This is a genomic window from Citrobacter freundii complex sp. 2025EL-00176 (assembly GCF_053309355.1).
Window position 1 is genome coordinate 763,948 of the sequence record NZ_JBRYHT010000001.1, and the last position, 25,831, is coordinate 789,778.

The following is a 25,831-nucleotide window of genomic DNA, read 5'->3' on the forward strand; positions in this document are numbered from 1 at the left end:
TAAGAGGGCTAGCGTAACAGCACTTTACCCGTCAGGTAAGTTGTTGCCTGCCCGCCAATATAAACGCGAGAACCCGCCAGTTGGCAGCGTAAATCCCCACCGCGCTCAGATACCTGACGCGCCAGCATTTGTGTTTTGTTCAGTTTTTCTGCCCAGTAAGGAATGAGCATGCTATGCGCCGAACCGGTGACCGGATCCTCCGCGACGGCTTCGCCCGGACAGAAGAAACGGCTGACAAAATCGTATTCCCCGTCACCTGGCGCGGTGATACAAACCATTTTCCCCAGCGGGATCATGGCGTGGATATTCGGGCGTACAGCCTCGACCTGGCGCTGGTTCTCCATCACGACCATGTAGTCGCGCGCCACGCGAACTTCTTTGCATTCGGCGATGCCTAATGTTACCAGCAGCAAGTCGGGCGCTACGACAGGTTCGCTTTGCCAGGCAGGAAAATCAAGCGTCAGCCATTCGCCGCTGCGTGTGACCGTCAGCGGCCCCACAAATCGGGTGGCAAAATGGATAGTTGTGTCCGGGTAATCCAGATGTTCAAAAATGACATGCGCCGCGGCAAGGGTGGCATGCCCACACAGATTGATTTCTCCCTGTGTGGTAAACCAACGTAGCTCAAAGCCATGATCATTAGCGACAAAAAAAGCGGTTTCCGACTGGTTATGCTGCTGCGCCATTTTTAATAATGTTTCATCGGGCAACCAGTCTGCAAGCGGACATACTGCGGCGGCATTACCGCCAAACGTCGTGGTGGTAAAGGCATCTACCATATAGAAATCGATTTGTTGCACAGTGTAACCCTCTCTTTGCACTCGGGATAATCCACACTCTACCATGCAATGATTGCCATGAGTTACGCGGGTCGATTCGCCAGTGCGGTGAAAATTCGTTATCATCCGTGCCCACACTCCATCCTGGCCGTCTGATGTCTACCATTCTTGATACCTTTATTGCCCCGCCTTGTCATGACCAGATAGAGATTCTCTATCAGGACGAGCATTTGGTGCTTATCAATAAACCCTCCGGACTGCTCAGCTTGTCGGGAAAAAATCCGCAGAATCTCGATTCGGTACATCACCGTCTGGTACAGGTTTATCCCGGTTGCACGCTGGTCCATCGGCTTGATTTCGGCACTTCAGGGCTGATGGTGGTGGCCCGTACTAAGGCTATTAACGCCGCGCTGTGTCAGCAGTTCAGTCAGCACATGGTGACGAAAGTATACAGCGCGCTGTTATGCGGGCATCTGGAAAACGATGCAGGAGTTATCGACGCAGCGATTGCTAAAGATCCGGCGCTGTTTCCGCTGATGACGATTTGCGCCGTTAACGGCAAGCCCGCGCGCTCGCGCTATCAGGTTGTTGAGCGTTTTATTCATCGCCAGGAGGACGGGGGATTACTTCCCTTAACGCGCGTACAATTGACGCCTGAAACCGGGCGTACCCATCAACTACGGATCCACTGTCAGCAGTTGGGACATCCTATTTTAGGGTGCGATTTGTATGGCGGGCGTCTGCTGCCAGGCACGGAACGGACGCCGCGACTGATGCTGCATGCCAGCGCATTGCGTTTCAGGCATCCTGTCAGCGAACAGTGGGTGAATGCCGAAAACGCCAGTCCCTTCTGAAGGTGTAAAAAAGCCGCCAGACGGCGGCTATTGTGAGGTTATCGTGCAGCGCGTTGCAAAATGACGGCTGACGGTTGGCGTTGCAGATAGCGCATCCGCAGCATCATTAACACGGCCGCAGAGGTCAGACCGATAATAAAGCCCATCCAGAAACCGGCAGGTCCCATCCTGTCGACCACCAGATCGGTAAGCGCCAGAATGTAGCCGCTTGGCAGACCCAGCACCCAGTAGGCAGTAAAGGTGATAAAGAAGATAGAGCGCGTGTCTTTATAACCTCGCAGAACACCGCTGCCAATAACCTGGATAGAGTCCGATATTTGATACACTGCGGCCAGTAACATGAGCTGCGCCGCCAGCGCGACAACTTCCGGATTGTCGTTGTAGAGCAGGGCAATGTGCTCACGGAAGGTCACGGTGAAAATCGCCGTCACAACCGCCATGCAGACACCAACGCCCAGACCCGTTCTGGCCGCCGTTTGCGCCTCAAGCGTGGATCCCTGACCCAAACGATAACCGACACGAATAGTGACAGCGGCCGCCAGCGACATCGGCAAAACGAACATTAACGAACTAAAGTTCAGCGCGATCTGGTGCCCGGCCACATCGACGATCCCCAGCGGGGACACCAGCAGCGCAACCACAGCAAACAACGTCACTTCGAAAAATAACGCCAGCGCGATGGGTAAACCCAGCTGTACGAGACGCTTCATCACCGCAGTGTCTGGCTTCTGGAAACCTCGCTCATTACGGATATCACGCATTGAACGCGCGTGTTTGACGTAAGACAGCATGGCGGCAAACATTACCCAGTAAACCGCCGCCGTGGCGACGCCACAGCCCACGCCGCCAAGTTCCGGCATACCTAAATGCCCATAGATGAAAACATAGTTAACCGGGATGTTCACCAGCAGGCCGATAAACCCCATCACCATCGCCGGTTTCGTCTTGGCCAGCCCTTCGCACTGGTTACGGGCTACCTGGAAAAATAAATATCCCGGCGCGCCCCATAACAATGCGCGCAGATAACCGACGGCTTTATCGGCTAGCGCCGGGTCGATGTTATGCATGGAGCGGATAATGTATCCCGCATTCCATAGCACGACCATAATCAAAATGGAGACGCTACCTGCCAGCCAGAATCCCTGGCGTATCTGATGGGCGATACGATCGCGGCGGCCAGAGCCATTGAGTTGGGCAATGACCGGCGTCAACGCCAGCAGGAGTCCGTGACCAAACAGAATAGCCGGTAGCCAGATAGACGTACCAATGGCAACGGCCGCCATGTCCGTCGCGCTGTATCCGCCCGCCATGACGGTATCAACGAATCCCATTGCGGTTTGAGCGATTTGCGCAAGAATCACCGGAATTGCCAGAGCTAATAACTGACGCGCTTCACTTACATACTTTTGCACGTGTACACCACTATATTGTTGTTATTTGAGAGACTAAAAAAGCCGCCTTATATGGCAGCAAGGAGAAAAAGCTGGGGAAATTTCAGTCTATTGTAGCGAGGAATACGTAATTCTCCAGTGAAAAAACAGGCAGCGGTGGCGCATTGCTGGCAACCTGAATTTCCACCTGCTATTGTGCTGGGCAGAGATGTCTTAATTGAGTTCAGGAGTGAGAAGTATGTTTACGGGTATTGTGCAGGGCACCGCAAAATTGGTGTCCATTGATGAAAAACCAAATTTTCGTACGCATGTCGTGGAGTTGCCTGAATATATGCTGGATGCGCTGGAGACCGGCGCATCGGTTGCCCACAATGGCTGTTGCCTGACGGTAACCGAAATCAACGGTAACCACATAAGCTTCGATCTGATGAAAGAGACGCTGCGTATCACCAACCTGGGCGACCTGAAGGTCGGGGATATGGTTAACGTTGAGCGTGCGGCAAAATTCAGCGATGAGATTGGCGGGCATTTAATGTCGGGCCATATTATGACCACCGCCGAGGTGTCGAAAATTCTGACCTCGGAAAATAATCGTCAGGTATGGTTTAAAGTTCAGGACCCATCGCTGATGAAATATATCCTGTACAAGGGATTTATCGGCATTGACGGCATCAGCCTGACGGTCGGTGAAGTCACGCCAACACGCTTTTGCGTGCATTTGATCCCGGAAACGCTGGAGCGTACGACACTGGGTAAGAAAAAGCTGGGTGCGCGAGTTAATATCGAAATCGATCCGCAAACGCAGGCGGTTGTTGATACCGTTGAGCGTGTGCTGGCTGCGCGTGAAAGCGCCATCAGTAACGTGGCGGGCGAGGCCTGAATCCGGTCAAAAACAAAACGCCCCCGTTAGCACGGGGGCGGTAGACATTAGCGGGGGACGCGCAGACCGTGTTCGACACCGCGGGAAAAAACCACCTGCCAAAGCTGGATATCGCGAGCACGAAACGCACCGGCGCAGGCGTTCAGGTAATAGCTGAACATCCGTTTAAAACGCTCGGTATAGTTATCGGCGATTTCAGGCCAGGAACGTATGAAGCGCTCGTGCCATGCCATCAGCGTGGTATCGTAATCCGCGCCAAAATTATGCCAGTCTTCCATCACAAAATGCGGTTCGCTGGCGTTGGCAATCTGACGAACTGACGGTAAACAGCCGTTCGGGAAGATGTATTTATTGATCCACGGATCAACATTATTGTCGGTTTTATTCGAACCGATGCTGTGCAGCAAAAAGAGACCGTCCGGTTTTAGATTGCGATCGACAACGTCAAAATAGGTGTTGTAGTTTTTCGGGCCGACATGTTCAAACATGCCGACGGAGACAATGCGATCAAATTTGTCATTCAGGTCGCGGTAATCTTGCAGCAAAATGGTGACATCCAGTCCTGCGCAACGCGCCTGCGCCATTTTCTGCTGTTCTGCGGAGATGGTCACACCCACGACGCTAACACCATATTGCGATGCCATAAACTGGGACAAGCCACCCCAGCCGCATCCGATGTCGAGCACCCGCATTCCCGGCTTCAACTGTAATTTTTCGGCAATCATTTTCAACTTCGCCTGTTGGGCAGATTCCAGGGTATCGGCATCTTTCCAGTAGGCGCAGGAATACTGCATGTAGGGATCAAGCATGCGGGTAAACAGGTCGTTGCCCAGATCGTAATGTTCTTTGCCGACAACCCAGGCGCGTTTTTTAGTCTGTAAATTGAACAGCCGTGCGGTAGCGATACGTAAGGTATCTTTGAAGTGGCGGGGGAGTTGATTTTCAAGCCCGGCGCGCAACACTTTGGTGAAAAATATGTCCAGCCGATCGCACTCCCACCAGCCGTCCATATAACTCTCACCTAAACCTAACGATCCTTCCCGCAGTACGCGTTTGAAAAAATCGGGGTTTTTGACGCGAATATCCGCCGCTGCCGAACCATTAATGGTAATACCTGCACGGCTCAATAATTCATTGGTGATGCGGTACCAGTCATCATCCGGTACGCTGACGTCTTCTATACACGATGAACTCATAGCTTCTCCATCACTGGTCGGTGATCAGAACCTTAAAACAGCGTAGACGCTTTTTTGGGCTTTGTGAGAAATCTCACGGAATTAATCCGCGAATCTATAATCCGACGTAGAACAGAGGAAGGGAGAAACCCTTACCGAAAAGGCCATCCGTGGAAAAACGGAAACGTTCTTGTCCCCGTTAATACCTAAAAATTATCGTTTTTGTAACAACTGGAAATCAGTATAAGCCTGATTTTTTGACGATTCAACAGAAAATTGTTAGCGGGCTAACTAATTGCCCGCGACAATTATTAGTGAGACTCACCGTGGGCAATTTGCCCCCGATCATCTGTTTGTGGAGCGTTATCGGTCTGCGATTGCATTTTGTAACCCATGGCGGCCAGCAGCACCGTGGTCAGCATCACGCTGGTGGTGGTGAGCAGCGGAGTCGCGATCAGCCACGACACCACAAGGCTTGCCAGGAAGCATAAACCCAGTTGCAGCGTATTTTGCAATGCAGCAGCGCGTCCTGTGGCTTGTGGGAAAGGACGTAACGCCTGAGCGACAACGATAGGGTAGATTGCGCCGTTCGCGATCGCCATTACGCAGAATGGGATCAGAATTTCAGCCAGGGCAACATGGTGAATAAAGCCGGTAGCCCAGGTGGCTACAACGCTAATGGCATAAAGAATCAGTAACCATGGCAGCAGTTGACGGCCTTGCCATTTTTGTAGCGCCGCACGGCAGCCGTAACCACCAATTAAGAAGGCGATAGTTTGTGGAACATAGCTCAGGCCAATCACAGCCGGGCTGTAGCCCATTTCGCTAAGGATGAACGGTGACCCTGTCAGCCATGCGAAAAAGCTTGCGGAACAGGCGGCATAAATAAGTACGTTTCCACGGTAAGCTTTCGAACGCAGCAGTGTGGCGAAAGTCAGTTTATCCTGGCTGTCGTCGCGTGCTTTAACCGTCGGTTTTAAACGCAGGGCCGGAAGCATCAGAATCAGGGTAATAGCAAACAGGGTCGCGAAAATGGCCTGCCAGGAGAAATGGACCAGAATCCAGCTGCCTAATAACGGTGCGAGAGCCGGGGATAACCCGACCAGCGGCATAATGGTGGCAAAGATGCGGTTTACTTTTTGTGAGGGGTAGTAGTCGGTGACCAGCGCCTGCCAGATAACCGACGCGGCACAGACGCCAACGGCCTGAATAAAGCGCAGCACCAACAAGCCAGTGGCGTTTTCAACCCACAGCATACCCAGACTGCCCAGTGCAAAAATAGATAAACCCAACAGTAAAATCGGTTTACGGCCATAGTGATCTGAGAGCGGTCCCCACAGAAGTTGCGCGACGGCGAAACCCGCTAAAAACAAACTTAGGCTGGCGCTGACGGCAGAGGCAGGTGTTTGCAGATCGGACTGAATCGCGGCAAAGGCGGGCAGATACATATCCGTCGCCAGAAAACCGAGCACGCTAAGACCCGCCAACCAGACTAAAAAACCTTTCCCAGGTTGCATCATCATTTCTCTTTTTTTAGCAGTAGAACAATGCCGCTGAGTGTAGTGAGTGTAATTCTCGCTGTGAAACGCTAATATTTGCTTACTGATTTCAAATTTTTTGTAGGCAGAATATGTGGTCGGAATATTCACTTGAAGTGGTTGATGCGGTTGCGCGTAACGGCAGTTTTAGTTCAGCCGCACAGGAGCTACACCGCGTACCTTCGGCGGTAAGCTACACCGTGCGCCAACTGGAGGAGTGGCTGGCTGTACCGCTTTTTGAGCGACGTCATCGCGATGTGGAATTAACGCCTGCTGGCGCGTGGTTTTTAAAGGAAGGGCGCTCTGTTATCAAAAAAATGCAGATCACTCGTCAGCAATGTCAACAAATCGCCAACGGCTGGCGAGGACAACTGGCGATCGCGGTAGATAACATTGTTCGCCCCGAACGTACCCGGCAGATGATTGTGGATTTCTATCGTCACTTTGATGATGTCGAACTGCTGGTTTTTCAGGAAGTGTTTAATGGCGTCTGGGACGCGCTTTCAGATGGGCGCGTAGAGCTGGCTATTGGCGCCACGCAGGCCATTCCGGTAGGGGGGCGCTATACCTTCCGCGACATGGGCATGCTGAGCTGGAGCTGCGTGGTGGCCAGCCATCATCCGCTGGCGTCAATGTCGGGGCCGCTAAGCGATGATACGTTGCGCAACTGGCCGTCGCTGGTGCGCGAAGATACCTCGCGTACATTGCCGAAACGTATTACCTGGTTACTGGATAACCAAAAGCGCGTTGTGGTTCCTGACTGGGAATCTTCAGCGACCTGCTTGTCTGCGGGATTGTGTGTGGGCATGGTACCAACACATTTTGCCAAACCGTGGATTGATAGCGGTAAATGGGTCTCGTTGCAGTTGGAGAATCCCTTTCCTGATGCCGCGTGTTGTCTGACATGGCAGCAGAACGACACCTCGCCCGCACTGAGCTGGTTGCTGGATTATTTAGGGGATAGCGAAACGCTGAATAAAGAATGGTTGCGGGAGCCAGATGAGGCCCCCGCACAGCAGGCTTAACGACGATAATCGCGGAATGGACCGTCAGCAACGGAGCGGCGCTCTACCAGACGCGGATGAACCTCGATCGACTGCGACTCTTCGCGTTTATTCACGATGCGGTCTAACAGCATGTTGAAGGCCGTTTCACCCAGTGAATCCTTAGGTTGGTGAATGGTCGTCAGCGCTGGCGTGAAGAAGCGGGCGTTGCGCACGTTATCATAACCGATGAGCGAGACATCCTGCGGTACGCGCAGTCCCATCTCGTCAGCAGCGCACAGCGCGCCCATCGCCATGATATCGCCACCGCAGAACACGGCGGTCGGACGATGCGACTGTGAAAGAATTTGCTGCATGGCGCGATAACCGGACTCAGGTTCAAAATCGCCCTGTACAATCCAGTTGTCGGGAACCTTAATCAGCGCTTCTTCCATCGCTTTCATAAAGCCAGCCAGACGACCGGCCCCGGTATTCCGTTCCATCGGGCCCGGGATCGCGCCAATCTCGCGATGGCCGCGTTCTATCAGATACCGACCCGCCATGTAACCGCCCTCGAAAGCGTTATCAATGACCGTATCGGTAAAATCAGCTTTAGCTTCGCCCCAATCCATCACAACCATCGGAATATGGCGATACTCTTCGAGCATCGAAAGCAGTGATTCCGGATACTCAGAACACATCACCAACAGACCATCAACACGCTTTTGCGCCATCATTGACAGATAGGCCTGCTGTTTTTCAAGGCTGTTCCATGCGTTGCCCAGAATCAGGGTATAGCCTTTCTGGAAACAGTTTTTCTCAACGGCTTCGATAATTTCGGCGAAATAGGCCGCTTCACTGCTGGTCGCCAGCAAGCCGATAGACTTGGTGTGATTCACCTTCAGGCTGCGCGCAACTGCGCTTGGAGAATAGTGCAGCTCTTTGATCGCAGCCCAAACCGCATTACGCGTTTCTTCCGCGACAAAGCGCGTCTTGTTAATTACGTGTGATACGGTTGTAGTGGAAACGTTTGCTCGCTTCGCTACATCTTTAATTGTTGCCATTACATCTCACTCCAGACCATATCCTAAGCTCCTGAGAATACTCCAGGTAAACGTTTGCCTTCACACACCCTTAACGCAACGTAGGGGTTGCGGCACGCCGGGAAAACGACACGGAACGTCAGGAAGGGGTCAATGGCCGGTACGCTAATCAAGTAAGCGTGGAATTTTGTCTGATCTTAACGAAAAGGGGAAGAGTTAAAAGCAGTTATCAATATAAATCGTGAGAGATTTTTGCTTTCAAGTGTGTAAAAATGCGCAATATCACTTTTTGTGTGGGAATAAAAAGGAGAAAACTTGATGAGCACCGATCTGAAATTTTCGTTAGTGACTACCATTATTGTTCTGGGTTTGATCGTCGCGGGTGGCCTCACCGCAGCGCTGCATTGATTTCCCCGAGGGAGTTAGCTCTCCCTCATCCTTTCCGCATCTGTTTCCCCTCTATTGTTTGCGAATAAGCAAAAGTCTTTTGCAATTTTGTTAACTTTATTAATTTTGCGATCAATGTCATGCTTTTGACTCTTATTTTATGTCGCGCCACGGCTCGACGTTACGGAGTCGATATATGAAAATCAATTATCCCTTACTGGCACTGGCGATCGGTGCGTTTGGCATTGGCACCACCGAATTTTCGCCAATGGGATTATTGCCCGTGATTGCCAAAGGGGTGGATGTCTCGATTCCTGCCGCCGGGATGCTGATCAGCGCGTATGCCGTTGGCGTGATGGTGGGGGCTCCGTTGATGACACTGCTGCTTTCCCATCGCGCGCGACGTAATGCGTTGATATTCCTGATGGCGATTTTCACGTTGGGCAACGTGCTTTCAGCTATCTCACCGGATTACACCACGCTGATGCTGTCGCGTATTTTGACCAGTCTTAACCACGGGGCATTTTTTGGTCTCGGTTCTGTTGTTGCCGCAAGCGTCGTACCTAAACATAAGCAAGCCAGCGCTGTGGCAACCATGTTTATGGGGTTAACGATTGCCAATATTGGCGGCGTTCCTGCGGCGACGTGGCTTGGTGAGACTATCGGCTGGCGGATGTCATTTATGGCGACGGCGGGTCTGGGCGTCATCTCTATGGTTAGCCTGTTCTTCTCATTACCGAAAGGTGGAGCAGGAGCGCGCCCTGATGTCCGTAGCGAGCTGGCGGTACTTATGCGCCCACAGGTGCTGTCGGCTCTGCTGACCACCGTGCTGGGTGCCGGCGCGATGTTCACGCTTTATACTTACATCTCGCCAGTGCTGCACAGCATTACCCACGCCACACCGGCGTTTGTGACCGGAATGCTGGTATTAATTGGCGCCGGATTCTCGATCGGAAACTATCTTGGCGGCAAACTGGCGGATCGTTCTGTCAACGGTACGCTTAAAGGCTTCTTGCTGTTGTTGATGGTTATAATGCTGGCCATTCCTTTCCTCGCGCGTAATGAGCTGGGGGCGGCGGTGAGTATGGTCGTCTGGGGCGCGGCGACGTTTGCGGTGGTTCCGCCGTTGCAGATGCGGGTGATGCGCGTTGCCAGCGAAGCGCCAGGGTTATCATCGTCAGTCAACATTGGCGCGTTTAATCTGGGGAATGCGTTAGGTGCGGCAGCCGGTGGGGCGGTGATTTCCGGTGGTCTGGGCTACAGTTTTGTGCCGGTGATGGGAGCGATTGTGGCGGGGCTTGCGTTACTGCTGGTCTTTATCTCGGCAAGAAGACAACCTGAAGAAGTCTGCACGGCCTCAAGCTAAGACTAAAACGCAGAAGGGGATCCCTTCTGCGTTATCATTTTATGCTGCGAAGTTCTGCGCAACAAATTCCCAGTTCACCAGCGCCCAGAAGTGCTCCAGGTAGCCAGGACGGGCATTGCGATAATCGATGTAGTAGGCGTGTTCCCATACGTCAACGGTCATCAGCGGCGTCGCGTCGGTCGTCAGCGGAGTACCAGCGTTGGAAGTGGAAACGATAGCCAGTTTGCCATCCGTTCCTTTAACCAGCCAGGTCCAGCCAGAACCGAAGTTTTTAATAGCTGCATCGGTGAATTGCGCTTTGAAATCCGCAAAGCTGCCAAAGGAGGCGGCAATTGCATCGGCCAGTTTACCGGTCGGTTCGCCACCTGCGTTCGGCGCCAGGCAGTTCCAGTAGAACGTGTGGTTCCACACCTGTGCAGCATTATTGAATACACCGCCTTCAGAGCTACGAACGATCTCTTCCAGTGATTTGCCTTCAAACGCCGTGCCTTTGATCAGGTTGTTCAGGTTGGTCACGTAGGTTTGATGGTGTTTGCCATAGTGGTATTCCAGCGTTTCGGCAGAAATGTGCGGTGCCAGAGCATCTTTGGCATACGGTAATGCAGGTAATTCAAACGACATTGCTTCTCTCCTTATTATTTATATTGAGTACACACAATAGCCTCATTGTGAGTAAGGATAGGGTAGCAAATTGAAAGGTTATGCAAAAGAAGAACTTACCCTACAGCATGTTCTGTAGGGTAAGTTTTTAGCGAATTGTTTTCGGTGTCATTACCCGGCGAGCGCCCACATAGTGGCGCTGCCAGTAATCTTCGCTCAGAGACGTGATTTGAATTTCCTGACCGCTGCGTGGTGACTGAATAAATTTACCGTTACCAACGTAAACACCAACGTGATCGGCTGTGCCGCGACCTTGCGTGCGGAAGAAGACCAAATCACCGTTTTTCAGCTCGCCACGTTCAATCGGCGCGGCGTCGCGCAGGTGGTACATTTCATTCGCCGTACGCGGAATGCGGAATTTAACCAGATCTTTATAGGCGTAATAGACCAGACCGCTGCAATCAAAGCCGGTTCTTGGCGAAGATCCGCCCCAACGGTAAGGTTTGCCGATTTGGTTCATCAGGGTGGACATCGCGGTTTTAGTCGCTTTCTGCACTTTGACTTTATGTGCCTCAGCAAGCGTGGTCGGTGCGGCGGTTTTCACCTTCACGCAGCGCGGTTTATGACCTTTGCGCGGCGTACATTTTTCAGTCCAGGTAACGGCAGCGGTTTGTGCTGCGGCAGTTTTACTGCGACGGTTGGCAGTTTTTGTCGATTTTGCCGGAGTGGCTGTGCGTTTTTTAGAAGAGGAGGCTGTTTTGCTACTGGTTTTGCTGGTGGTCTTTGTCGCCGATTTCTTGTTGGTCTTTGCTGTTTTTTGGCTGGTTGTTGCGCTTTTCTTTTTATCTACCGTCTTGACGGTGTGGGAACTGGTAGGTGTCGTCCTGGCCTGCTTGGAAGCATGCGCCATAGGCGTAAAAGGCAGTGTAGTAAAAAGTAAAGCACAGAGCGTGATCGAGATTCGGTTTATCCGCGCCACTGAGCAGTCCTCTGGTAAGGCAGGTCTATCATACCTGCGTGTGATTTTCAAAACTTGATGATTCTAATCTATCGAAACGGGGAAAGTTAATAGCTTTTTTTGTTTAACCCTGCGTTTCGTTACCGACCGCAAAAAAAAAGAGCAATTGAAGACGTGGTTGGTGAACAAATAACCAAGGCCGTACACTTTAAGCGGGTAAGTAAGATTATGAATGCAACTTTTAACGGCAAACGATAAAATAATAACGCGTAATGAAAATGTTATTTTCCGTTGCCTGCCTGACCCGCTACAATGTCAGACTACTGCCGTAAAAGAAGTTTAAGGAAGCAAGATAATGAGCACCACTATCGAAAAAATCCAGCGCCAGATCGCTGAAAACCCAATTCTCCTGTACATGAAGGGTTCTCCTAAACTGCCAAGCTGCGGTTTCTCCGCTCAGGCCGTACAGGCACTGTCCGCCTGCGGTGAACGCTTTGCTTATGTTGATATTCTGCAGAACCCGGATATTCGCGCCGAGCTGCCGAAATACGCAAACTGGCCGACCTTCCCACAGCTGTGGGTTGATGGCGAGCTGGTTGGCGGCTGTGACATTCTGATTGAAATGTACCAGCGCGGTGAGTTGCAGCAGCTGATTAAAGAAACAGCGGCGAAGTACAAAACCGAAGAGCCGGACGCTGAGTAATATCAGCTGAAATAAAAAAGCGACCAGTGATGGTCGCTTTTTTTATCGGTCCGTTATGCCTCTTCCGGCACGGGGAGAGGCCAGCCGCCGAGACGTTTCCAGCGGTTAACGATTTCGCAAAACAGCACGGCCGTACGTTCGGTGTCATACAGCGCCGAGTGCGCCTGAGTGCCATCAAATTCCATTCCTGCCGCCAGGCACGCTTTTGATAACACAGTTTGCCCCAGCGACAGACCGCTTAACGCCGCAGTATCAAAGGTAACGAAGGGATGAAACGGGTTACGTTTCAGTGAGGCGCGTTCTGCCGCGGCCATCATAAAACTGTGGTCGAATGTGGCGTTATGCGCCACCATGATCGCCCGATTGCAGCCGCTGTCTTTAATGCCTTTACGCACCATTTTAAAGATGGCATGCAGCGCGTCGTATTCACTGACCGCGCCACGTAAAGGATTGTTAGGGTCGATACCGTTAAAGGCGAGCGCTTCAGGCTGCAAATTTGCCCCTTCAAACGGCTCTACGTGGAAATGTAACGTCGTGTCCGGCATCAGCCAGCCTTGTTCATCCATTTTCAATGTGATGGCTGCGATCTCAAGCAGCGCATCGGTTTTGGCATTAAACCCTGCGGTTTCGACATCAATGACGACAGGGTAAAAACCACGAAAACGGTCACACAGACCGGAAAGTTGAGCGTTATCGGACATCTGGGTCTCTTAATACGGGAAAATTGCAGCGCGTATTATGGCAAAATGATGAGTATAAAACTACGGGCACAGACGATCTGCGCCCGAGGGGAGGTTAGTCGCCCAGGCCGCGCCCGGCGTCTTTCTCTTCAATCAGTTCAATTTTGTAACCGTCCGGATCTTCAACAAACGCGATCACCGTCGTGCCGCCTTTTACCGGGCCAGCTTCACGCGTCACGTTACCGCCGTTCTGACGAATACGTTCACAGGCTTCAGCCGCGTTGTCAACGCTCAGGGCAATATGACCGTAGGCGGTGCCCAGCTCATATTTTTCAACGCCCCAGTTATAGGTCAGTTCGATCACCGCTTCACTGGTTTCAGGACCGTAGCCAACAAAGGCCAGAGAGTACTTGTATTCAGGGTTTTCGCTGGTACGCAGCAGCTTCATGCCCAGCACGTTGGTATAAAACTCGATGGAACGCTGCAGGTCACCCACGCGCAGCATGGTATGAAGTAAACGCATCTTTTTCCCCTTCGAAAATGGCTAATACATTCAAAATGTTGTTTTAGTATAGCGGCGTTGTTACGCCGCTATCAATGGCAGAACGGAGATTGTGACGTTAGAGGGTCGGGTAATCGGTGTAACCTTCCGCGCCGCCGCCGTAGAAGCTTTCGGCACGCTGTGGGTTCAGCTCCGCTTTATGTTGCAGACGCGCCACCAGATCCGGGTTAGCGATATAAGCGCGACCAAAAGCAACGGCGTCGATCAGACCTTTCTCGATCAGCGTTTCGGCTTTTTCAGGCGTGTAAGCGCCCGCGCCAATGATCGGACCGTGGAAACGTGCGCGCACTTTCTCGCGGAACGCGTCGGAATACGGCTCACCACCGGCCCAGTCCGGCTCAGACATATGCAGATAAGCGATGCCGCGCTTGCCCAACTGTTCGATCAGATACAGCGCGTCGGCTTCTTCATTCGGACCGTTGTCGACGTTCTGGAAAGAGCCAATCGGAGAGACGCGAATACCAATGCGATCGGCACCCCATTCTTTGATACCGGCATCGACAACTTCCAGTACCAGACGCGCACGATTCTCGACGCTACCGCCGTATTGATCGGTGCGCTGGTTAGAGGTTGGCGACAGGAACTGGTGCAGCAGGTAGCCGTGGGCGGAGTGGAGTTCTACCATGTCGAAACCCGCTTCACGCGCGTTAGCAATTGCCTGACGGAAATCATTAACAATACCCGGAATTTCTTCCGTTTCGAGTGCGCGCGGCATTGAGGTATCGGCACGCGTCGCCAGACCGTTTTCATCGCGAAGTGATGTGCGGGTACCGGCGCTAATCGCGGAAGGTGCTACCGGGGCCTGGCCGTTTGGCTGCAGGCTGGCGTGGGAGATGCGCCCGGTGTGCCACAACTGGACAGCAATATGACCGTGCTCAGCATGGACGGCTGCGGTGATTTTCTTCCATGCGGCAATCTGTGCTTCGCTGTGTAGCCCCGGCGCTCCGGCATAACCTTTCGCCTGGGCGGAAATCTGTGTCGCTTCACTGATGATGAGTCCCGCGCTGGCGCGTTGACGATAATACTCGGTCATCAGCGGAGTAGGGATGTCGCCAGGCTCAATGCTGCGCAGACGCGTCAATGGCGCCATAAAAACGCGGTTTGCGGCCGTAATGGCACCCACTTTCAGTGGGGAAAACAGTTTTTCAGATGACATGTAGTACTCCTGAATAGACCGGTCGTCTAGTATTAAAAGAAATAAAAAAGCCTGTTAAACGGCAGGCGTTGTAATGATGGTTTTAACGTGCGCCAGCGCATTTTCCAGCGGCGTGGCGCTACGCGAAATCTTGGCCTGCAGATTGGCGCCCAGCCACAGCGCATACAGAACCTGTGCCTGTTGTAATGGCTCGCCGACGAAAGACAGACAATGATTGGCCTGACCTTTCTCCAGCGCCAGCGCCAACAGCGCAATAATGTGTCGCGCGCCTTTATCCATCGCTGTACGCATATCCTCTGACAGATCGCACACTTCGGCAGACAGTTTTACGGTTAAACAGCCGCTAATAATGCCGTGCTGGCTAAACTGATTCAGGGTTTCCTGATAGTAGGCCAGGATCCTGTCGCGGTAGTTTCCCGCCCCCATATCAAAATGCGTAGCCAGTCGCAGATGATAAGCCGCATAGTGGCGTTCCAGCATCGCGACACCGAACGCTTCTTTTGAGCGAAAATAGTGATAAAACGAACCCTTAGGCACTTCAGCGGTTTTCAGTAGCTCACTCAAGCCCATGCCGGTGAAGCCGCGCTGCATGCACAGCAGCTCGCCAGTCGCCAGAAGATGTTCGCGTGTATCGTGTTCAGTAACTTTGTTCATGGAAGAAGCATAATAGACCAGTCGGTCTAATGCAATAGCGCTTGCGAGAAATTCAGTTAACGTCTTCAATAGGTATATCAATCTTACTAAAGGAGGGGATGTGGCAGAACAGCTGGAGTTTTTCCCCGTCCAGAGCCCATGCCGTGGTATATGTCAGTCTGACGATCGCGGCTTTTGCCGTGGCTGTTTTCGTAGCCGGGATGAGCGTTTTAACTGGCAAAAAATGAGCGATGCCGAAAAGCAGGACGTGCTGCGTCTTTGTCGTCAGCGCCTGATGCGTAAATTACGTGCAAACAAACCCAACCCACCGGAAGAACCGCAACAACCTTCACTCTTTTAAAAGCGTAATTGCGTATACTCGATGCACATTCATTTATAAGGAAGCTGCTATGGTTCAGCGTATTACTATTGCGCCGCAAGGCCCTGAATTTTCTCGCTTTGTGATGGGTTACTGGCGCCTGATGGACTGGAATATGTCCGCGCGTCAGTTAGTCAGCTTTATTGAAGAGCATCTTGACCTCGGCGTTACCACCGTCGATCACGCCGATATTTACGGCGGATACCAGTGTGAAGCTGCGTTTGGCGAGGCGATGAAGCTGGCTCCGCATTTGCGTGAGAAAATGCAGATTGTCACCAAATGCGGGATCGCTACGACGGCGCGCCAGGAAAATGCGCTCGGGCACTACATAACCGACAGCGACCATATTATTGCCAGCGCGGAACAGTCGTTGAAGCTGTTGGCGACCGATCATATTGATCTGCTGCTGATCCATCGTCCCGACCCGCTAATGGATGCAGACGATGTGGCTGACGCGTTTAAAAAATTACACCATAGCGGCAAAGTGCGTCACTTTGGCGTCTCTAACTTCACCCCGGCGCAGTTTTCGCTGCTGCAATCGCGTCTGCCGTTCACTCTGGCGACTAACCAGGTTGAGATTTCACCGGTACATCAGCCACTCCTGCTGGATGGCACGTTAGATCAACTGCAACAACTGCGTATCCGTCCGATGGCCTGGTCCTGCCTCGGAGGCGGTCGTCTGTTTAATGACGATGCCTTCCAGCCGCTGCGCAATGAACTGGCCACGATCGCAGAAGAGTTGAACGCACAGTCCATTGAGCAGGTGGTGTACGCCTGGATCTTACGTCTGCCTTCGCAACCGCTGCCGATTATTGGTTCGGGTAAAATCGAGCGTGTACGTGCCGCCATTGAGTCTGAAGCGCTGAGCATGTCTCGCCAACAATGGTTCCGCATTCGTAAAGCCGCGCTGGGTTACGACGTACCTTAATCGCGTTTTTGGCGCTTCACCGTTCAAATTTGTGTCACTGGTTTACACTTATCAATCAGACACCTTTTAGACGGAGGTCTTATGAAGCGTTTGAGTTTAGCCATTATTACCTTACTGGCCTGTGCAGGTGCGCAGGCTGCCAGTGAAGAAAAAGTCACGATGAATCTGGTGACGTCGCAAGGCGTCGGCCAGGCGATTGGTACTGTCTCAATTACTGAAACCGGGAAAGGGCTGGAATTTACCCCCGATTTGAAAGCGTTGCCGCCGGGTGAACATGGTTTCCATGTGCATGCTAACGGTAGTTGCCAACCGGCGATTAAAGACGGGAAGGCTTCAGCGGCGGAATCAGCGGGAGGGCATTACGATCCTCACCAAACAGGTAAACACGAAGGCCCAGAAGGTGCAGGTCACATGGGTGACCTGCCGCTGCTGGTGGTGAATAACGACGGTAACGCCACAACACCGGTCGTTGCGCCGCGGCTTAAATCCCTGGATGAGGTGAAAGGTAAGGCGCTGATGATTCATGTGGGCGGCGATAATATGTCCGATCAACCGAAACCACTTGGCGGTGGCGGAGCGCGCTACGCCTGTGGCGTTATTAAATAATCAGCCGCTTAGCGTACCCGGCGGTGGCGCTTGTTCAAGCTGTGACAGCGAGCAGTGCAGCCGCCAGATGAGAGCCGACAGCTCCTGCGCAGCAGGTTGGTGATGGTGGGCGAGCGTATCGCAGATACGCTGTAGCTCGCTTAGCGTGGCATTCAACGGTCGTTGTTGGACGCCGCGCTCACTCATCACGTCGCGTAGCAACGCGATGCACACGTCCCTGACGCGAGCCAACGGATCCGAGCGCGCCTCCCAGGTACGTAGTTGCCACACCACATGCGAGCAGTTCAGCAAGACTACCCCCCAACGTAATAACCAACGCCTCGCCAACGCATCCTGACTGTTACTCAGTTGGCTGACGTGATGATAGGTCAACGACTCAAATTCATTCTCACTGAGTGCAGGATGTCGGCTGAGCTGATCGACAAAATCCCGACGCAGGGCGCGTATATGACGGCGGCTTTTCCGCGCATCCGATCCGGGCCGTAGAATGGCAAAAGCCAGCCATGACAGTGCCACGCCGGTGATTTTCGCCAAATTGTCATTCAGAAAATCAGCAAAGTCGTATACCGGGGGATTCGTCACCGCGATGAACGATCCCATAAATACGATAAGCTGCCCCCAAAGCCCCGCCAGCGCAGGCATTTGTAGCTTTAACAGCTGCATGGTGGCGAGGAGCGGGAAGAGAAACAGGATAAACTGCCAGAGGTCAGTAATTTGTACCATTAAACCAAATTTGACCACAAAGCTAAACAGCGACAGCAGAACCAACGTACGCATTAATAAGGAAAGTGATTTGAAGGGCGTGGCAACGGCGGAATACAACACGCTGCTGATGGCCGCGAGCGTGAGTGCGCCAGATCCTGATTCCCATTGTGCGCTAATGCTCCATGCGCCGATAAGCATCAAAGTGCAGAACGTGCGCAACCCGCTCCAGATAGCTTCCGCATTATCGGTATGGCGGGCAAGTCCTGGCGTGCGGGCAACATTGATACGTTCGGCGGTAACGCCATTATCCAGCAAATGCAGGTAATGGCTGCTGCGTAAGTAGAGGCGGCAAAAATAGCGCAGCCGTTGCCAGAAGGCGACGTGTCGATAATAGCGGGCATCGACGGGTCGCAGTGGGGCGATAATACGCGCGACGGTATAGCTGTCGGTATTGGATTTGACCAGCGCGGCGAGCAATTGCTCAATGATATCGCGGGTATTGGCTGGAGGATTAGGCCAGTTCAGCAGCATTCTGCGCAGGCTGGAAATCACGCTGGTCATACGTAGCTGCTGATGTAACAGCGAATTGAGTAAGGCATTTTGGCGGCGAAAGCGGTAGTGACTCCAGAACGCCTGTATACGCAACAGGTTCATGGTCAGAATCTGACCGATAACATCTTCATGTGCCGTGCGGATGGCATCTGTTGTCTCCGGTTGCCAGAGCAAACTGGCATGTTCCAGCAAACGCGCATGCATGTTTTTCAGTGCCGTAAGCAACGTGGTGCCATCGGAGGTGCTGGGTAGGATCATCATCATCATACCCCCGCACAAGATACCGACAATGACCTCGCATACGCGGGCCTGCGCGATATCCCATAACTGCGTAATCTCGATGGTATTGACCATGGGAAACGCGATGATCGCCGCCGTGTAACCCGCCAGTTGAAAGGCGTAGGCGACGTTATTCGTAAAGTGCGCGCAGGCCCAGGTACAAAAGCCGATCCAGACTGACATGCTCAGCAAAAATAGCCACGGTTCATTGAGGGTATGACCGGCAATAATCAGTGCGGCTGTCGCGCCAAGTAAACTACCGGCTACACGGCCCAGGCTTTTGCTGATGACCCCGCCGACGGTTGGGAAACTCACCACCGCCGCGGAGGTCATCGCCCAATAGGGTTCATCCAGATTCAGATAATAGGCGAAGGTTAACGCCAGACACATTGCAATGGTATTACGCAGCGCATAACGCCATTGTGCTGGCGTGGCTTTAAACCATGGCCAATTGCCTGGCGTCAGTCGGGGCAGTTTCATTTACGCTGGCCGATGGAGACGCTACAGGTGGTACCGGAAACCAGCGTGACATCCTGCGGCAAAGCGTCAAATTCGATGCGCACAGGGACACGCTGTGCCAGACGTACCCACGGCACGTTTGGCTTGATGTCAGGAATCAGGCCGGAATCGCTTTCTACACTTTGGTCATAAATCGCGCGACCGATGCTGGAGACGTGACCCTGTAACTTAACGTTACCACTGTAGAGCGTAATTAACGCCGGTGCGCCCTCGCGTATGTGACGCAACTTGGTTTCTTCAAAATACCCCATCACATAAAAAGAGTGGCTGTCGACAAGAGCAAACAGCGGCTTACCGGTTGAGGCGTAGTCGCCGGTGCGGGTTGAAAGGTTAGTGACCCAGCCCGCTACGGGCGCTTTGACCACCGTTTGCGACAATTGCCATTGCGCCTGGCGCAAACTGGCTTCGGCTGCTTCAACGCTTGCCTGCATCGCTTTTACGTTGAGGTTGGCGGTATCCAGATCTTCGGCTGAGATATAATTTTGCGATAAATGACGGCGGCGATTGGCTTCGTTATTAGCCTTTGCCAGATCGGACTGTGCTTTTGCCAGCTGTGCCTGCGCATTCAGTTCAGCAATGTGAAACGGCGTCTTGTCGATAGTAAACAGGACATCACCTTTATTCACGAACTGGTTATCTTTTATATTGAGTTCATTAATGCTGCCCGAAACCTGTGGTGTGATGCTGACCTGCTCTGCACGCACTTTGCCATCACGTGTCCAGGGCGATTGCATATAGTAATTCCACATCCACCATCCGGCAAAAACTGCGATTGCAGCGACTATAATGGTTGAGAAGTATTTAATGGTTTTTAGCGACATAATCACCACACAATCAGCATAACAAAGGCCAGACCTACGCAAAGCGTAAAGAGAGACAGATCCATCAACAGGGGATGCCAGATTTCACCGGAATAAATCCAGTCGCGCAGTAGGCGATGAACAACCAACCAGAGAATAAACCCTGCGACAAACGCCTTGAAAATGGGAGGAAAGTAGACAGATGCACCGATCATTAAATCTTGTAGGGGCAATCCTGTTGCATTAAACATAAACTTCACGGGCAAAATCCTTGACGGAAGAGAGCATTGCTATAGGTTTAGCAAAAAAGAGACGATGAGTCTCTGTAACACATAATGTCTGAAAAAATGTCAACCGGTAAGCAAATTTGGCAATACATTTGTTTTGAGAATATAAATGCTGCACACTATTCTAAAATCAGTACAATAACTTAGCAAGCTAATTATAAGGAGATGAAATTGGAATCGCCATTAGGTTCTGATCTGGCACGGTTGGTGCGCATTTGGCGTGCTCTGATTGACCATCGCCTGAAACCTCTGGAGTTGACGCAGACGCATTGGGTTACGCTGCACAACATTCATCAATTGCCACCGGATCAATCGCAGATCCAGTTGGCTAAAGCGATTGGCATTGAACAGCCTTCGCTGGTGCGTACGCTCGACCAGTTGGAAGAAAAGGGACTCATTTCACGACAGACTTGCGCCAGCGATCGTCGGGCAAAGAGAATTAAACTGACTGAGAAAGCCGAACCACTGATCGCAGACATGGAAGCGGTTATCAACAAGACACGTGGAGAGATTCTGGAAGGGATTTCAGCTGAGGAAATTGATCTGCTGATTAAACTAGTCGCCAGACTGGAACACAATATTATTGAACTGCAGTCGCAGGGCTGAGACGAGAGATGACGTGTGGCCAGAGCCTGACCACACGTAAATTCGATTAACGTGGAGACACGGTAACCTGGCTGCCGTTGTTCGCCATAACCACGCGCTGACCAGCAGAGAATTTGGTCGCGCCCTGTTTCTGAACCACCATGATGGTATTACCATCATCTTTACGGATTTCCAGTTCGACACCCTGGGTTTTATTCATCGCGCCTTGCACGCCCTGGCCCGCGACGCCACCGGCAACTGCGCCTGCAGCCGTCGCTAATGAACGACCCGTACCGCCGCCGACGGTGTTACCCAGGAACCCGCCGAGCACCGCACCACCGATAGCGCCAATTACGTTTGCGTCATCGCCACCCTGGATTTGCACCGGACGAACATGAACAATCGTACCGTAGGTAACGTTCTGAACTTGTTTCGCTTCGGAAGCGGTATATACGTCGCCTGAAAGGCTATCATTGTTCACGCAGCCCGCCAAAGATACGCCCATTAATGAAACAATCAGCACACGTTTAATCATTTATAAATCTCCTTTATCACCACGGAACGCTAATAAAGCCCCATCATGGTTAAATTATATGGCATTTGTGAGCCTAAGGTCACATGTTCCACTGGCACAATATGAAAATCTTAACCGAAATCGGATCAACCGAGTATAAACGAATCATTCATGTAATTGATGTAATTAAGCGACCATTGGCATGATTTACTCTCAAAAATCATTCAGGAAGCATGGCATTAGTCTGCACTTTATGGTTGAGTGTCAAGGCTAATTTGCTTAAAAGGATGACGTATGAAATCGGGCCGTTTTATCGGTGTTATGTCTGGAACCAGCCTTGATGGCGTCGATGTTGTGCTGGCGACAATAGATGAAACGATGGTTGCACAGCAGGCGAGTCTGACCTGGCCTATCCCCATTCATGTAAAACAGGCGATTCTTGATATCTGCCAGGGGCAGCAGCTTACGCTTTCTCAGTTTGGTCAACTGGACGCGCAACTGGGTTATCTTTTTGCCGAGGCGGTAAATGCGCTGCTGGCGCAGGAAAAACTGAAACCGCAGGATATCGTGGCGATTGGTTGCCACGGACAAACCGTGTGGCATGAACCGAACGGCGCTGCGCCGCACACGCTACAAATTGGGGATAACAACCAGATTGTCGCGCGTACCGGGATTACCGTAGTCGGCGATTTTCGTCGACGCGATATCGCGCTCGGTGGGCAGGGCGCGCCGCTCGTTCCTGCATTTCATCAGGCACTGTTGGCCCATCCCACGGAACGGCGGATGGTGCTGAACATCGGCGGCATTGCCAATTTATCTCTGCTTATTCCGCAACAACCCGTTCGCGGATACGACACCGGGCCGGGCAATATGCTGATGGATGCCTGGATCTGGCGACAATGCGGTCAACCCTACGACAAAGATGCACAGTGGGCCATTTCAGGAACGGTGGTCCTGCCGTTACTGCAAAATATGCTTAACGACCCTTATTTTTCCGCGCCTGCGCCCAAGAGCACAGGACGTGAGTATTTCAATTACGGCTGGATAGAGCGTCATCTGGCGCAGTTCCCGGGAATTAGCCCACGAGATGTACAGGCGACGCTTGCCGAACTGACGGCCGTCACTATTTCAGAGCAGGTCCTGTTAAGCGGAGGCTGTGATCGACTCATGGTCTGCGGCGGTGGAAGTCGTAATCCGCTACTGATGATGCGTCTGGCGGCATTATTACCAGGTACCGAAGTCACCTCTACCGATGAAGCAGGGATTAGCGGCGACGATATGGAAGCGTTAGCCTTTGCCTGGCTGGCGTGGCGAACGCTGGCCGGATTACCGGGAAATTTACCTTCTGTGACCGGGGCGTCAGGGCCGAGCGTGTTAGGGGCGATTTATCCTGCCAATCCACGAACTCAGAGTTAACTGAAATTATTCAGCGCGGTATGCCGGTAAACTAGGGATATTAGGGAGGGTACCATCACCCTCCGGGACCAGGAAAGTCTTCAGGATAGGGTTATGAAAAAACTGTTATTAGTGTGTCTGCCGGTAATGCTTAGCGGGTGCAGCGTGTACAACCAATTTGTCGAGCGTATGCAAACGGATACGCTCGAATACCGTTGTGACGAGAAACCGCTTACCGTCAAGCTGAACAATACCCGCCAGGAGGCGAGTTTTGTTTATGATAATCAGCTATTGAACCTCAAACAGGGCGTGTCGGCATCGGGCGCGCGTTATACCGATGGTATTTACGTCTTCTGGTCTAAAGGCGACGAGGCAACGGTCTATAAACGAGACAGAATAGTGCTAAATAACTGTCAGTTACAGAACCCGAAGCGTTGAGATTTTCACCTGGGCGGCGCACAATAGCGTCACCCACTGACAATCCGTAGCCAAACATCATGTCTGATAACGACGAATTGCAGCAAATCGCGCATCTGCGCCGTGAATACACGAAAGGCGGTCTTCGCCGCCACGATCTTCCCGCCGAGCCCCTTGCGCTGTTTGAGCGTTGGCTGGGGCAAGCTTGTGATGCCAAACTGGCAGACCCTACTGCTATGGTTGTTGCGACCGTCGATGAAAACGGTCAGCCGTATCAGCGCATCGTGTTGCTCAAACATTATGATGACAAAGGGCTGGTTTTCTATACCAACCTCGGTAGCCGCAAGGCACATCAAATCGAGAAGAACCCTCGTATCAGCCTGTTGTTCCCATGGCATACCCTGGAACGGCAGGTGATGGTGATCGGTAAGGCTGAGCGTCTTTCCACGCTTGAGGTGGTGAAGTACTTCCACAGTCGCCCACGCGACAGCCAGATTGGCGCCTGGGTATCTAAACAGTCCAGCCGGATCTCTGCTCGCGGCATTCTTGAAAGTAAATTCCTTGAGCTGAAGCAGAAGTTTCAGCAAGGGGAAGTTCCGTTGCCCAGTTTCTGGGGCGGCTTTCGCGTGAGTATTGAACAAATGGAGTTTTGGCAGGGCGGTGAAAATCGTCTGCACGATCGTTTTTTATACCAACGTGAAGATAACGCGTGGAAAATTGATCGTCTGGCCCCCTAAAGATGCAAAATTCTTGTTTTAAGCGCTGGTGCTGATCAATCCGGCGCTTTATTCTATGTTTCTTTCGCATCAGGCGAAAAGTCGTGTACCGGCAAAGGTGCAGTCGTTTTATACATGGAGATTTTGATGGCAAGCAGTAACTTGATTAAACAATTGCAAGAGCGGGGGCTGGTGGCCCAGGTGACGGACGAGGAAGCGTTAGCAGAGCGACTGGCGCAAGGCCCGATCGCGCTCTATTGCGGCTTCGATCCTACCGCTGACAGCTTGCATTTGGGGCATCTGGTTCCATTGTTATGCCTGAAACGCTTCCAGCAGGCAGGCCATAAGCCTGTTGCACTGGTAGGTGGCGCGACCGGTCTGATTGGTGACCCGAGCTTTAAAGCCGCCGAGCGTAAACTGAATACCGAAGACACCGTGCAGGAGTGGGTGGATAAAATCCGCAAGCAGGTTGCACCGTTCCTCGATTTCGACTGTGGCGACAACTCGGCGATTGCTGCGAACAACTACGACTGGTTTGGCGGTATGAATGTACTGACTTTCCTGCGTGATATCGGCAAACACTTCTCTGTTAACCAGATGATCAACAAAGAAGCGGTTAAGCAACGTCTGAACCGTGACGATCAGGGGATCTCCTTTACCGAGTTTTCTTACAATCTGCTGCAGGGTTATGACTTTGCCTGTCTGAATAAACTGCACGGCGTGGCGCTGCAGATTGGTGGTTCTGACCAGTGGGGTAACATTACCTCCGGTATCGATTTGACCCGCCGTCTGCACCAGAATCAGGTATTTGGTTTGACCGTTCCGCTGATCACCAAAGCGGATGGCACTAAATTTGGTAAGACTGAAGGCGGCGCCGTGTGGCTGGATCCGAAGAAAACCAGTCCGTACAAATTCTACCAGTTCTGGATCAACACCGCCGATGCGGACGTTTATCGCTTCCTGAAATTCTTCACGTTCATGGACATTGAAGAGATCAATGCGCTGGAAGAAGAAGATAAGAACAGTGGTAAAGCACCGCGAGCCCAGTATGTTCTGGCTGAGCAGGTTACGCGTCTGGTTCACGGTGAAGAAGGTCTGGTTGCGGCAAAACGTATTACCGAAAGCCTGTTCAACGGCAACCTGAGCGATTTGAGCGAAGCGGATTTCGAACAGCTGGCGCAGGATGGCGTGCCGATGATTGAGATGGAGAAAGGTGCGGATCTGATGCAGGCGCTGGTGGACTCCGAACTGCAACCGTCTCGCGGCCAGGCGCGTAAGACCATTGCGTCTAACGCGGTGACCATCAACGGTGAGAAGCAATCCGATCCGGAATATTTCTTCCAGGAGAGTGATATCCTGTTCGGGCGCTACACCTTATTGCGCCGTGGCAAGAAGAACTATTGTCTGATTTGCTGGAAGTAAGATTTAGCTAGCAGGGGCGTGGGAAACTACGCCCCTTTA

General features: G+C 52.2%; 28 protein-coding genes and 1 pseudogene. 14 read left to right on the forward strand and 15 right to left on the reverse strand.

The window, feature by feature from the left end:
• Positions 1-8 precede the first annotated feature (8 nt).
• On the reverse strand, positions 9-800 hold the full coding sequence (locus ACVXHP_RS03760; protein WP_447570883.1) for a PhzF family phenazine biosynthesis protein: 792 nt from the start codon (positions 798-800) through the stop codon (positions 9-11).
• 134 nt (positions 801-934) lie between these two features.
• Here ACVXHP_RS03760 and ACVXHP_RS03765 point away from each other — a divergent pair, with 134 nt between their 5' ends.
• Entirely contained in the window at positions 935-1,633 is a 699-nt protein-coding gene (locus tag ACVXHP_RS03765) for an RluA family pseudouridine synthase (RefSeq protein ID WP_316129359.1), read from the forward strand.
• 38 nt (positions 1,634-1,671) lie between these two features.
• Here ACVXHP_RS03765 and mdtK read toward each other — a convergent pair whose 3' ends face one another.
• Complete coding sequence (mdtK, locus tag ACVXHP_RS03770) at positions 1,672-3,045, reverse strand: multidrug efflux MATE transporter MdtK (RefSeq protein WP_200006538.1); 1,374 nt, start codon at positions 3,043-3,045, stop codon at positions 1,672-1,674.
• A 217-nt stretch (positions 3,046-3,262) separates the two neighbouring features.
• Between mdtK and ACVXHP_RS03775 the strand changes: the two genes are divergently transcribed.
• Complete coding sequence (locus ACVXHP_RS03775) at positions 3,263-3,904, forward strand: riboflavin synthase subunit alpha (RefSeq protein ID WP_137349814.1); 642 nt, start codon at positions 3,263-3,265, stop codon at positions 3,902-3,904.
• A 47-nt stretch (positions 3,905-3,951) separates the two neighbouring features.
• Here the strand turns inward: ACVXHP_RS03775 and cfa are convergent, their stop codons facing one another.
• Both cfa and punC read right to left on the reverse strand, forming a co-directional pair.
• The gene (gene cfa / locus ACVXHP_RS03780) at positions 3,952-5,100 is read right to left on the reverse strand and encodes a cyclopropane fatty acyl phospholipid synthase (RefSeq protein ID WP_447570884.1); all 1,149 of its coding nucleotides are present in this window, start codon (positions 5,098-5,100) and stop codon (positions 3,952-3,954) included.
• A 290-nt stretch (positions 5,101-5,390) separates the two neighbouring features.
• Complete coding sequence (gene punC / locus ACVXHP_RS03785; protein WP_304698888.1) at positions 5,391-6,596, reverse strand: purine nucleoside transporter PunC; 1,206 nt, start codon at positions 6,594-6,596, stop codon at positions 5,391-5,393.
• A 113-nt stretch (positions 6,597-6,709) separates the two neighbouring features.
• On the opposite strand from punC, the gene punR reads away from it, so the two are divergent.
• On the forward strand, positions 6,710-7,642 hold the full coding sequence (gene punR / locus ACVXHP_RS03790; RefSeq protein WP_038640367.1) for a DNA-binding transcriptional activator PunR: 933 nt from the start codon (positions 6,710-6,712) through the stop codon (positions 7,640-7,642).
• Here the strand turns inward: punR and purR are convergent.
• The gene (gene purR / locus ACVXHP_RS03795; RefSeq protein WP_200006535.1) at positions 7,639-8,664 is read right to left on the reverse strand and encodes an HTH-type transcriptional repressor PurR; all 1,026 of its coding nucleotides are present in this window, start codon (positions 8,662-8,664) and stop codon (positions 7,639-7,641) included. The genes punR and purR overlap by 4 nt on opposite strands.
• Positions 8,665-8,961: 297 nt before the next feature.
• Between purR and cydH the strand changes: the two genes are divergently transcribed.
• Together cydH and ACVXHP_RS03805 are read left to right on the forward strand one after the other, a co-directional pair.
• Entirely contained in the window at positions 8,962-9,051 is a 90-nt protein-coding gene (gene cydH, locus ACVXHP_RS03800) for a cytochrome bd-I accessory subunit CydH (RefSeq protein ID WP_003029209.1), read from the forward strand.
• 175 nt (positions 9,052-9,226) lie between these two features.
• On the forward strand, positions 9,227-10,396 hold the full coding sequence (locus ACVXHP_RS03805; protein WP_447570885.1) for an MFS transporter: 1,170 nt from the start codon (positions 9,227-9,229) through the stop codon (positions 10,394-10,396).
• A 39-nt stretch (positions 10,397-10,435) separates the two neighbouring features.
• On the opposite strand, the gene sodB is transcribed toward ACVXHP_RS03805, so the two are convergent.
• Positions 10,436-11,017 (reverse strand): superoxide dismutase [Fe], encoded by a 582-nt coding sequence (sodB, locus tag ACVXHP_RS03810; protein ID WP_200006533.1) that lies wholly within the window; start codon positions 11,015-11,017, stop codon positions 10,436-10,438.
• A 127-nt stretch (positions 11,018-11,144) separates the two neighbouring features.
• A complete protein-coding gene (locus ACVXHP_RS03815) occupies positions 11,145-11,975 on the reverse strand; it encodes a C40 family peptidase (protein WP_137360090.1) in 831 nt (276 codons plus the stop codon).
• Positions 11,976-12,309: 334 nt separating this feature from the next.
• On the opposite strand from ACVXHP_RS03815, the gene grxD reads away from it, so the two are divergent.
• Positions 12,310-12,657: a monothiol glutaredoxin 4 gene (gene grxD / locus ACVXHP_RS03820; RefSeq protein ID WP_003832760.1), complete on the forward strand. Its 348-nt coding sequence runs from the start codon at positions 12,310-12,312 to the stop codon at positions 12,655-12,657.
• A gap of 53 nt (positions 12,658-12,710) precedes the next feature.
• Here the strand turns inward: grxD and rnt are convergent, their stop codons facing one another.
• The 4 genes from rnt to ACVXHP_RS03840 all read right to left on the reverse strand — a co-directional run bounded on the left by rnt (position 12,711) and on the right by ACVXHP_RS03840 (position 15,709).
• Positions 12,711-13,358, reverse strand: coding sequence for a ribonuclease T (rnt, locus tag ACVXHP_RS03825; protein ID WP_016152990.1), 648 nt, complete (start codon positions 13,356-13,358; stop codon positions 12,711-12,713).
• A 94-nt stretch (positions 13,359-13,452) separates the two neighbouring features.
• Positions 13,453-13,860 carry a lactoylglutathione lyase gene (gene gloA, locus ACVXHP_RS03830; protein WP_042308649.1) on the reverse strand — a complete coding sequence of 136 codons (408 nt, stop codon included), beginning with the start codon at positions 13,858-13,860 and terminating at the stop codon, positions 13,453-13,455.
• A gap of 97 nt (positions 13,861-13,957) precedes the next feature.
• Positions 13,958-15,055: an N-ethylmaleimide reductase gene (gene nemA / locus ACVXHP_RS03835; protein WP_447570886.1), complete on the reverse strand. Its 1,098-nt coding sequence runs from the start codon at positions 15,053-15,055 to the stop codon at positions 13,958-13,960.
• A gap of 54 nt (positions 15,056-15,109) precedes the next feature.
• Positions 15,110-15,709 (reverse strand): TetR/AcrR family transcriptional regulator, encoded by a 600-nt coding sequence (locus tag ACVXHP_RS03840; RefSeq protein WP_447571146.1) that lies wholly within the window; start codon positions 15,707-15,709, stop codon positions 15,110-15,112.
• Between the two features lie 100 nt (positions 15,710-15,809).
• Between ACVXHP_RS03840 and ACVXHP_RS03845 the strand changes: the two genes are divergently transcribed.
• The 3 genes from ACVXHP_RS03845 to sodC all read left to right on the forward strand — a co-directional run bounded on the left by ACVXHP_RS03845 (position 15,810) and on the right by sodC (position 17,601).
• Positions 15,810-16,049 carry a DUF1289 domain-containing protein gene (locus ACVXHP_RS03845; RefSeq protein WP_137360092.1) on the forward strand — a complete coding sequence of 80 codons (240 nt, stop codon included), beginning with the start codon at positions 15,810-15,812 and terminating at the stop codon, positions 16,047-16,049.
• Positions 16,050-16,098: 49 nt separating this feature from the next.
• Positions 16,099-16,995, forward strand: a complete 897-nt coding sequence (locus tag ACVXHP_RS03850; RefSeq protein ID WP_316129355.1) for an aldo/keto reductase — start codon at positions 16,099-16,101, stop codon at positions 16,993-16,995.
• An 81-nt stretch (positions 16,996-17,076) separates the two neighbouring features.
• Positions 17,077-17,601, forward strand: a complete 525-nt coding sequence (sodC, locus tag ACVXHP_RS03855) for a superoxide dismutase [Cu-Zn] SodC (protein ID WP_038640384.1) — start codon at positions 17,077-17,079, stop codon at positions 17,599-17,601.
• On the opposite strand, the pseudogene ACVXHP_RS03860 reads toward sodC, so the two are convergent.
• The 3 genes and pseudogenes from ACVXHP_RS03860 to ACVXHP_RS03870 all read right to left on the reverse strand — a co-directional run bounded on the left by ACVXHP_RS03860 (position 17,577) and on the right by ACVXHP_RS03870 (position 20,716).
• Positions 17,577-19,617 (reverse strand): annotated as a pseudogene (locus tag ACVXHP_RS03860) (FUSC family protein). The gene sodC and the pseudogene ACVXHP_RS03860 overlap by 25 nt on opposite strands.
• Positions 19,614-20,477: an efflux RND transporter periplasmic adaptor subunit gene (locus ACVXHP_RS03865; protein WP_038640386.1), complete on the reverse strand. Its 864-nt coding sequence runs from the start codon at positions 20,475-20,477 to the stop codon at positions 19,614-19,616. The pseudogene ACVXHP_RS03860 and the gene ACVXHP_RS03865 overlap by 4 nt, the downstream one beginning before the upstream one ends.
• A gap of 2 nt (positions 20,478-20,479) precedes the next feature.
• A complete protein-coding gene (locus ACVXHP_RS03870; protein ID WP_200006528.1) occupies positions 20,480-20,716 on the reverse strand; it encodes a DUF1656 domain-containing protein in 237 nt (78 codons plus the stop codon).
• Positions 20,717-20,908: 192 nt separating this feature from the next.
• Here ACVXHP_RS03870 and slyA point away from each other — a divergent pair, with 192 nt between their 5' ends.
• Entirely contained in the window at positions 20,909-21,349 is a 441-nt protein-coding gene (gene slyA, locus ACVXHP_RS03875; protein ID WP_019076732.1) for a transcriptional regulator SlyA, read from the forward strand.
• A gap of 46 nt (positions 21,350-21,395) precedes the next feature.
• On the opposite strand, the gene slyB is transcribed toward slyA, so the two are convergent.
• Complete coding sequence (slyB, locus tag ACVXHP_RS03880) at positions 21,396-21,863, reverse strand: outer membrane lipoprotein SlyB (protein ID WP_003029175.1); 468 nt, start codon at positions 21,861-21,863, stop codon at positions 21,396-21,398.
• Between the two features lie 273 nt (positions 21,864-22,136).
• Here slyB and anmK point away from each other — a divergent pair, with 273 nt between their 5' ends.
• From anmK to tyrS, 4 genes are all read left to right on the forward strand, one after another.
• Positions 22,137-23,258, forward strand: a complete 1,122-nt coding sequence (gene anmK / locus ACVXHP_RS03885; RefSeq protein WP_200006527.1) for an anhydro-N-acetylmuramic acid kinase — start codon at positions 22,137-22,139, stop codon at positions 23,256-23,258.
• A gap of 93 nt (positions 23,259-23,351) precedes the next feature.
• On the forward strand, positions 23,352-23,675 hold the full coding sequence (gene mliC, locus ACVXHP_RS03890; protein WP_200006526.1) for a C-type lysozyme inhibitor: 324 nt from the start codon (positions 23,352-23,354) through the stop codon (positions 23,673-23,675).
• 59 nt (positions 23,676-23,734) lie between these two features.
• Positions 23,735-24,391, forward strand: coding sequence for a pyridoxamine 5'-phosphate oxidase (gene pdxH, locus ACVXHP_RS03895; protein WP_038640396.1), 657 nt, complete (start codon positions 23,735-23,737; stop codon positions 24,389-24,391).
• A 126-nt stretch (positions 24,392-24,517) separates the two neighbouring features.
• Positions 24,518-25,792, forward strand: a complete 1,275-nt coding sequence (gene tyrS / locus ACVXHP_RS03900) for a tyrosine--tRNA ligase (protein ID WP_032939770.1) — start codon at positions 24,518-24,520, stop codon at positions 25,790-25,792.
• Positions 25,793-25,831: the final 39 nt, after the last annotated feature.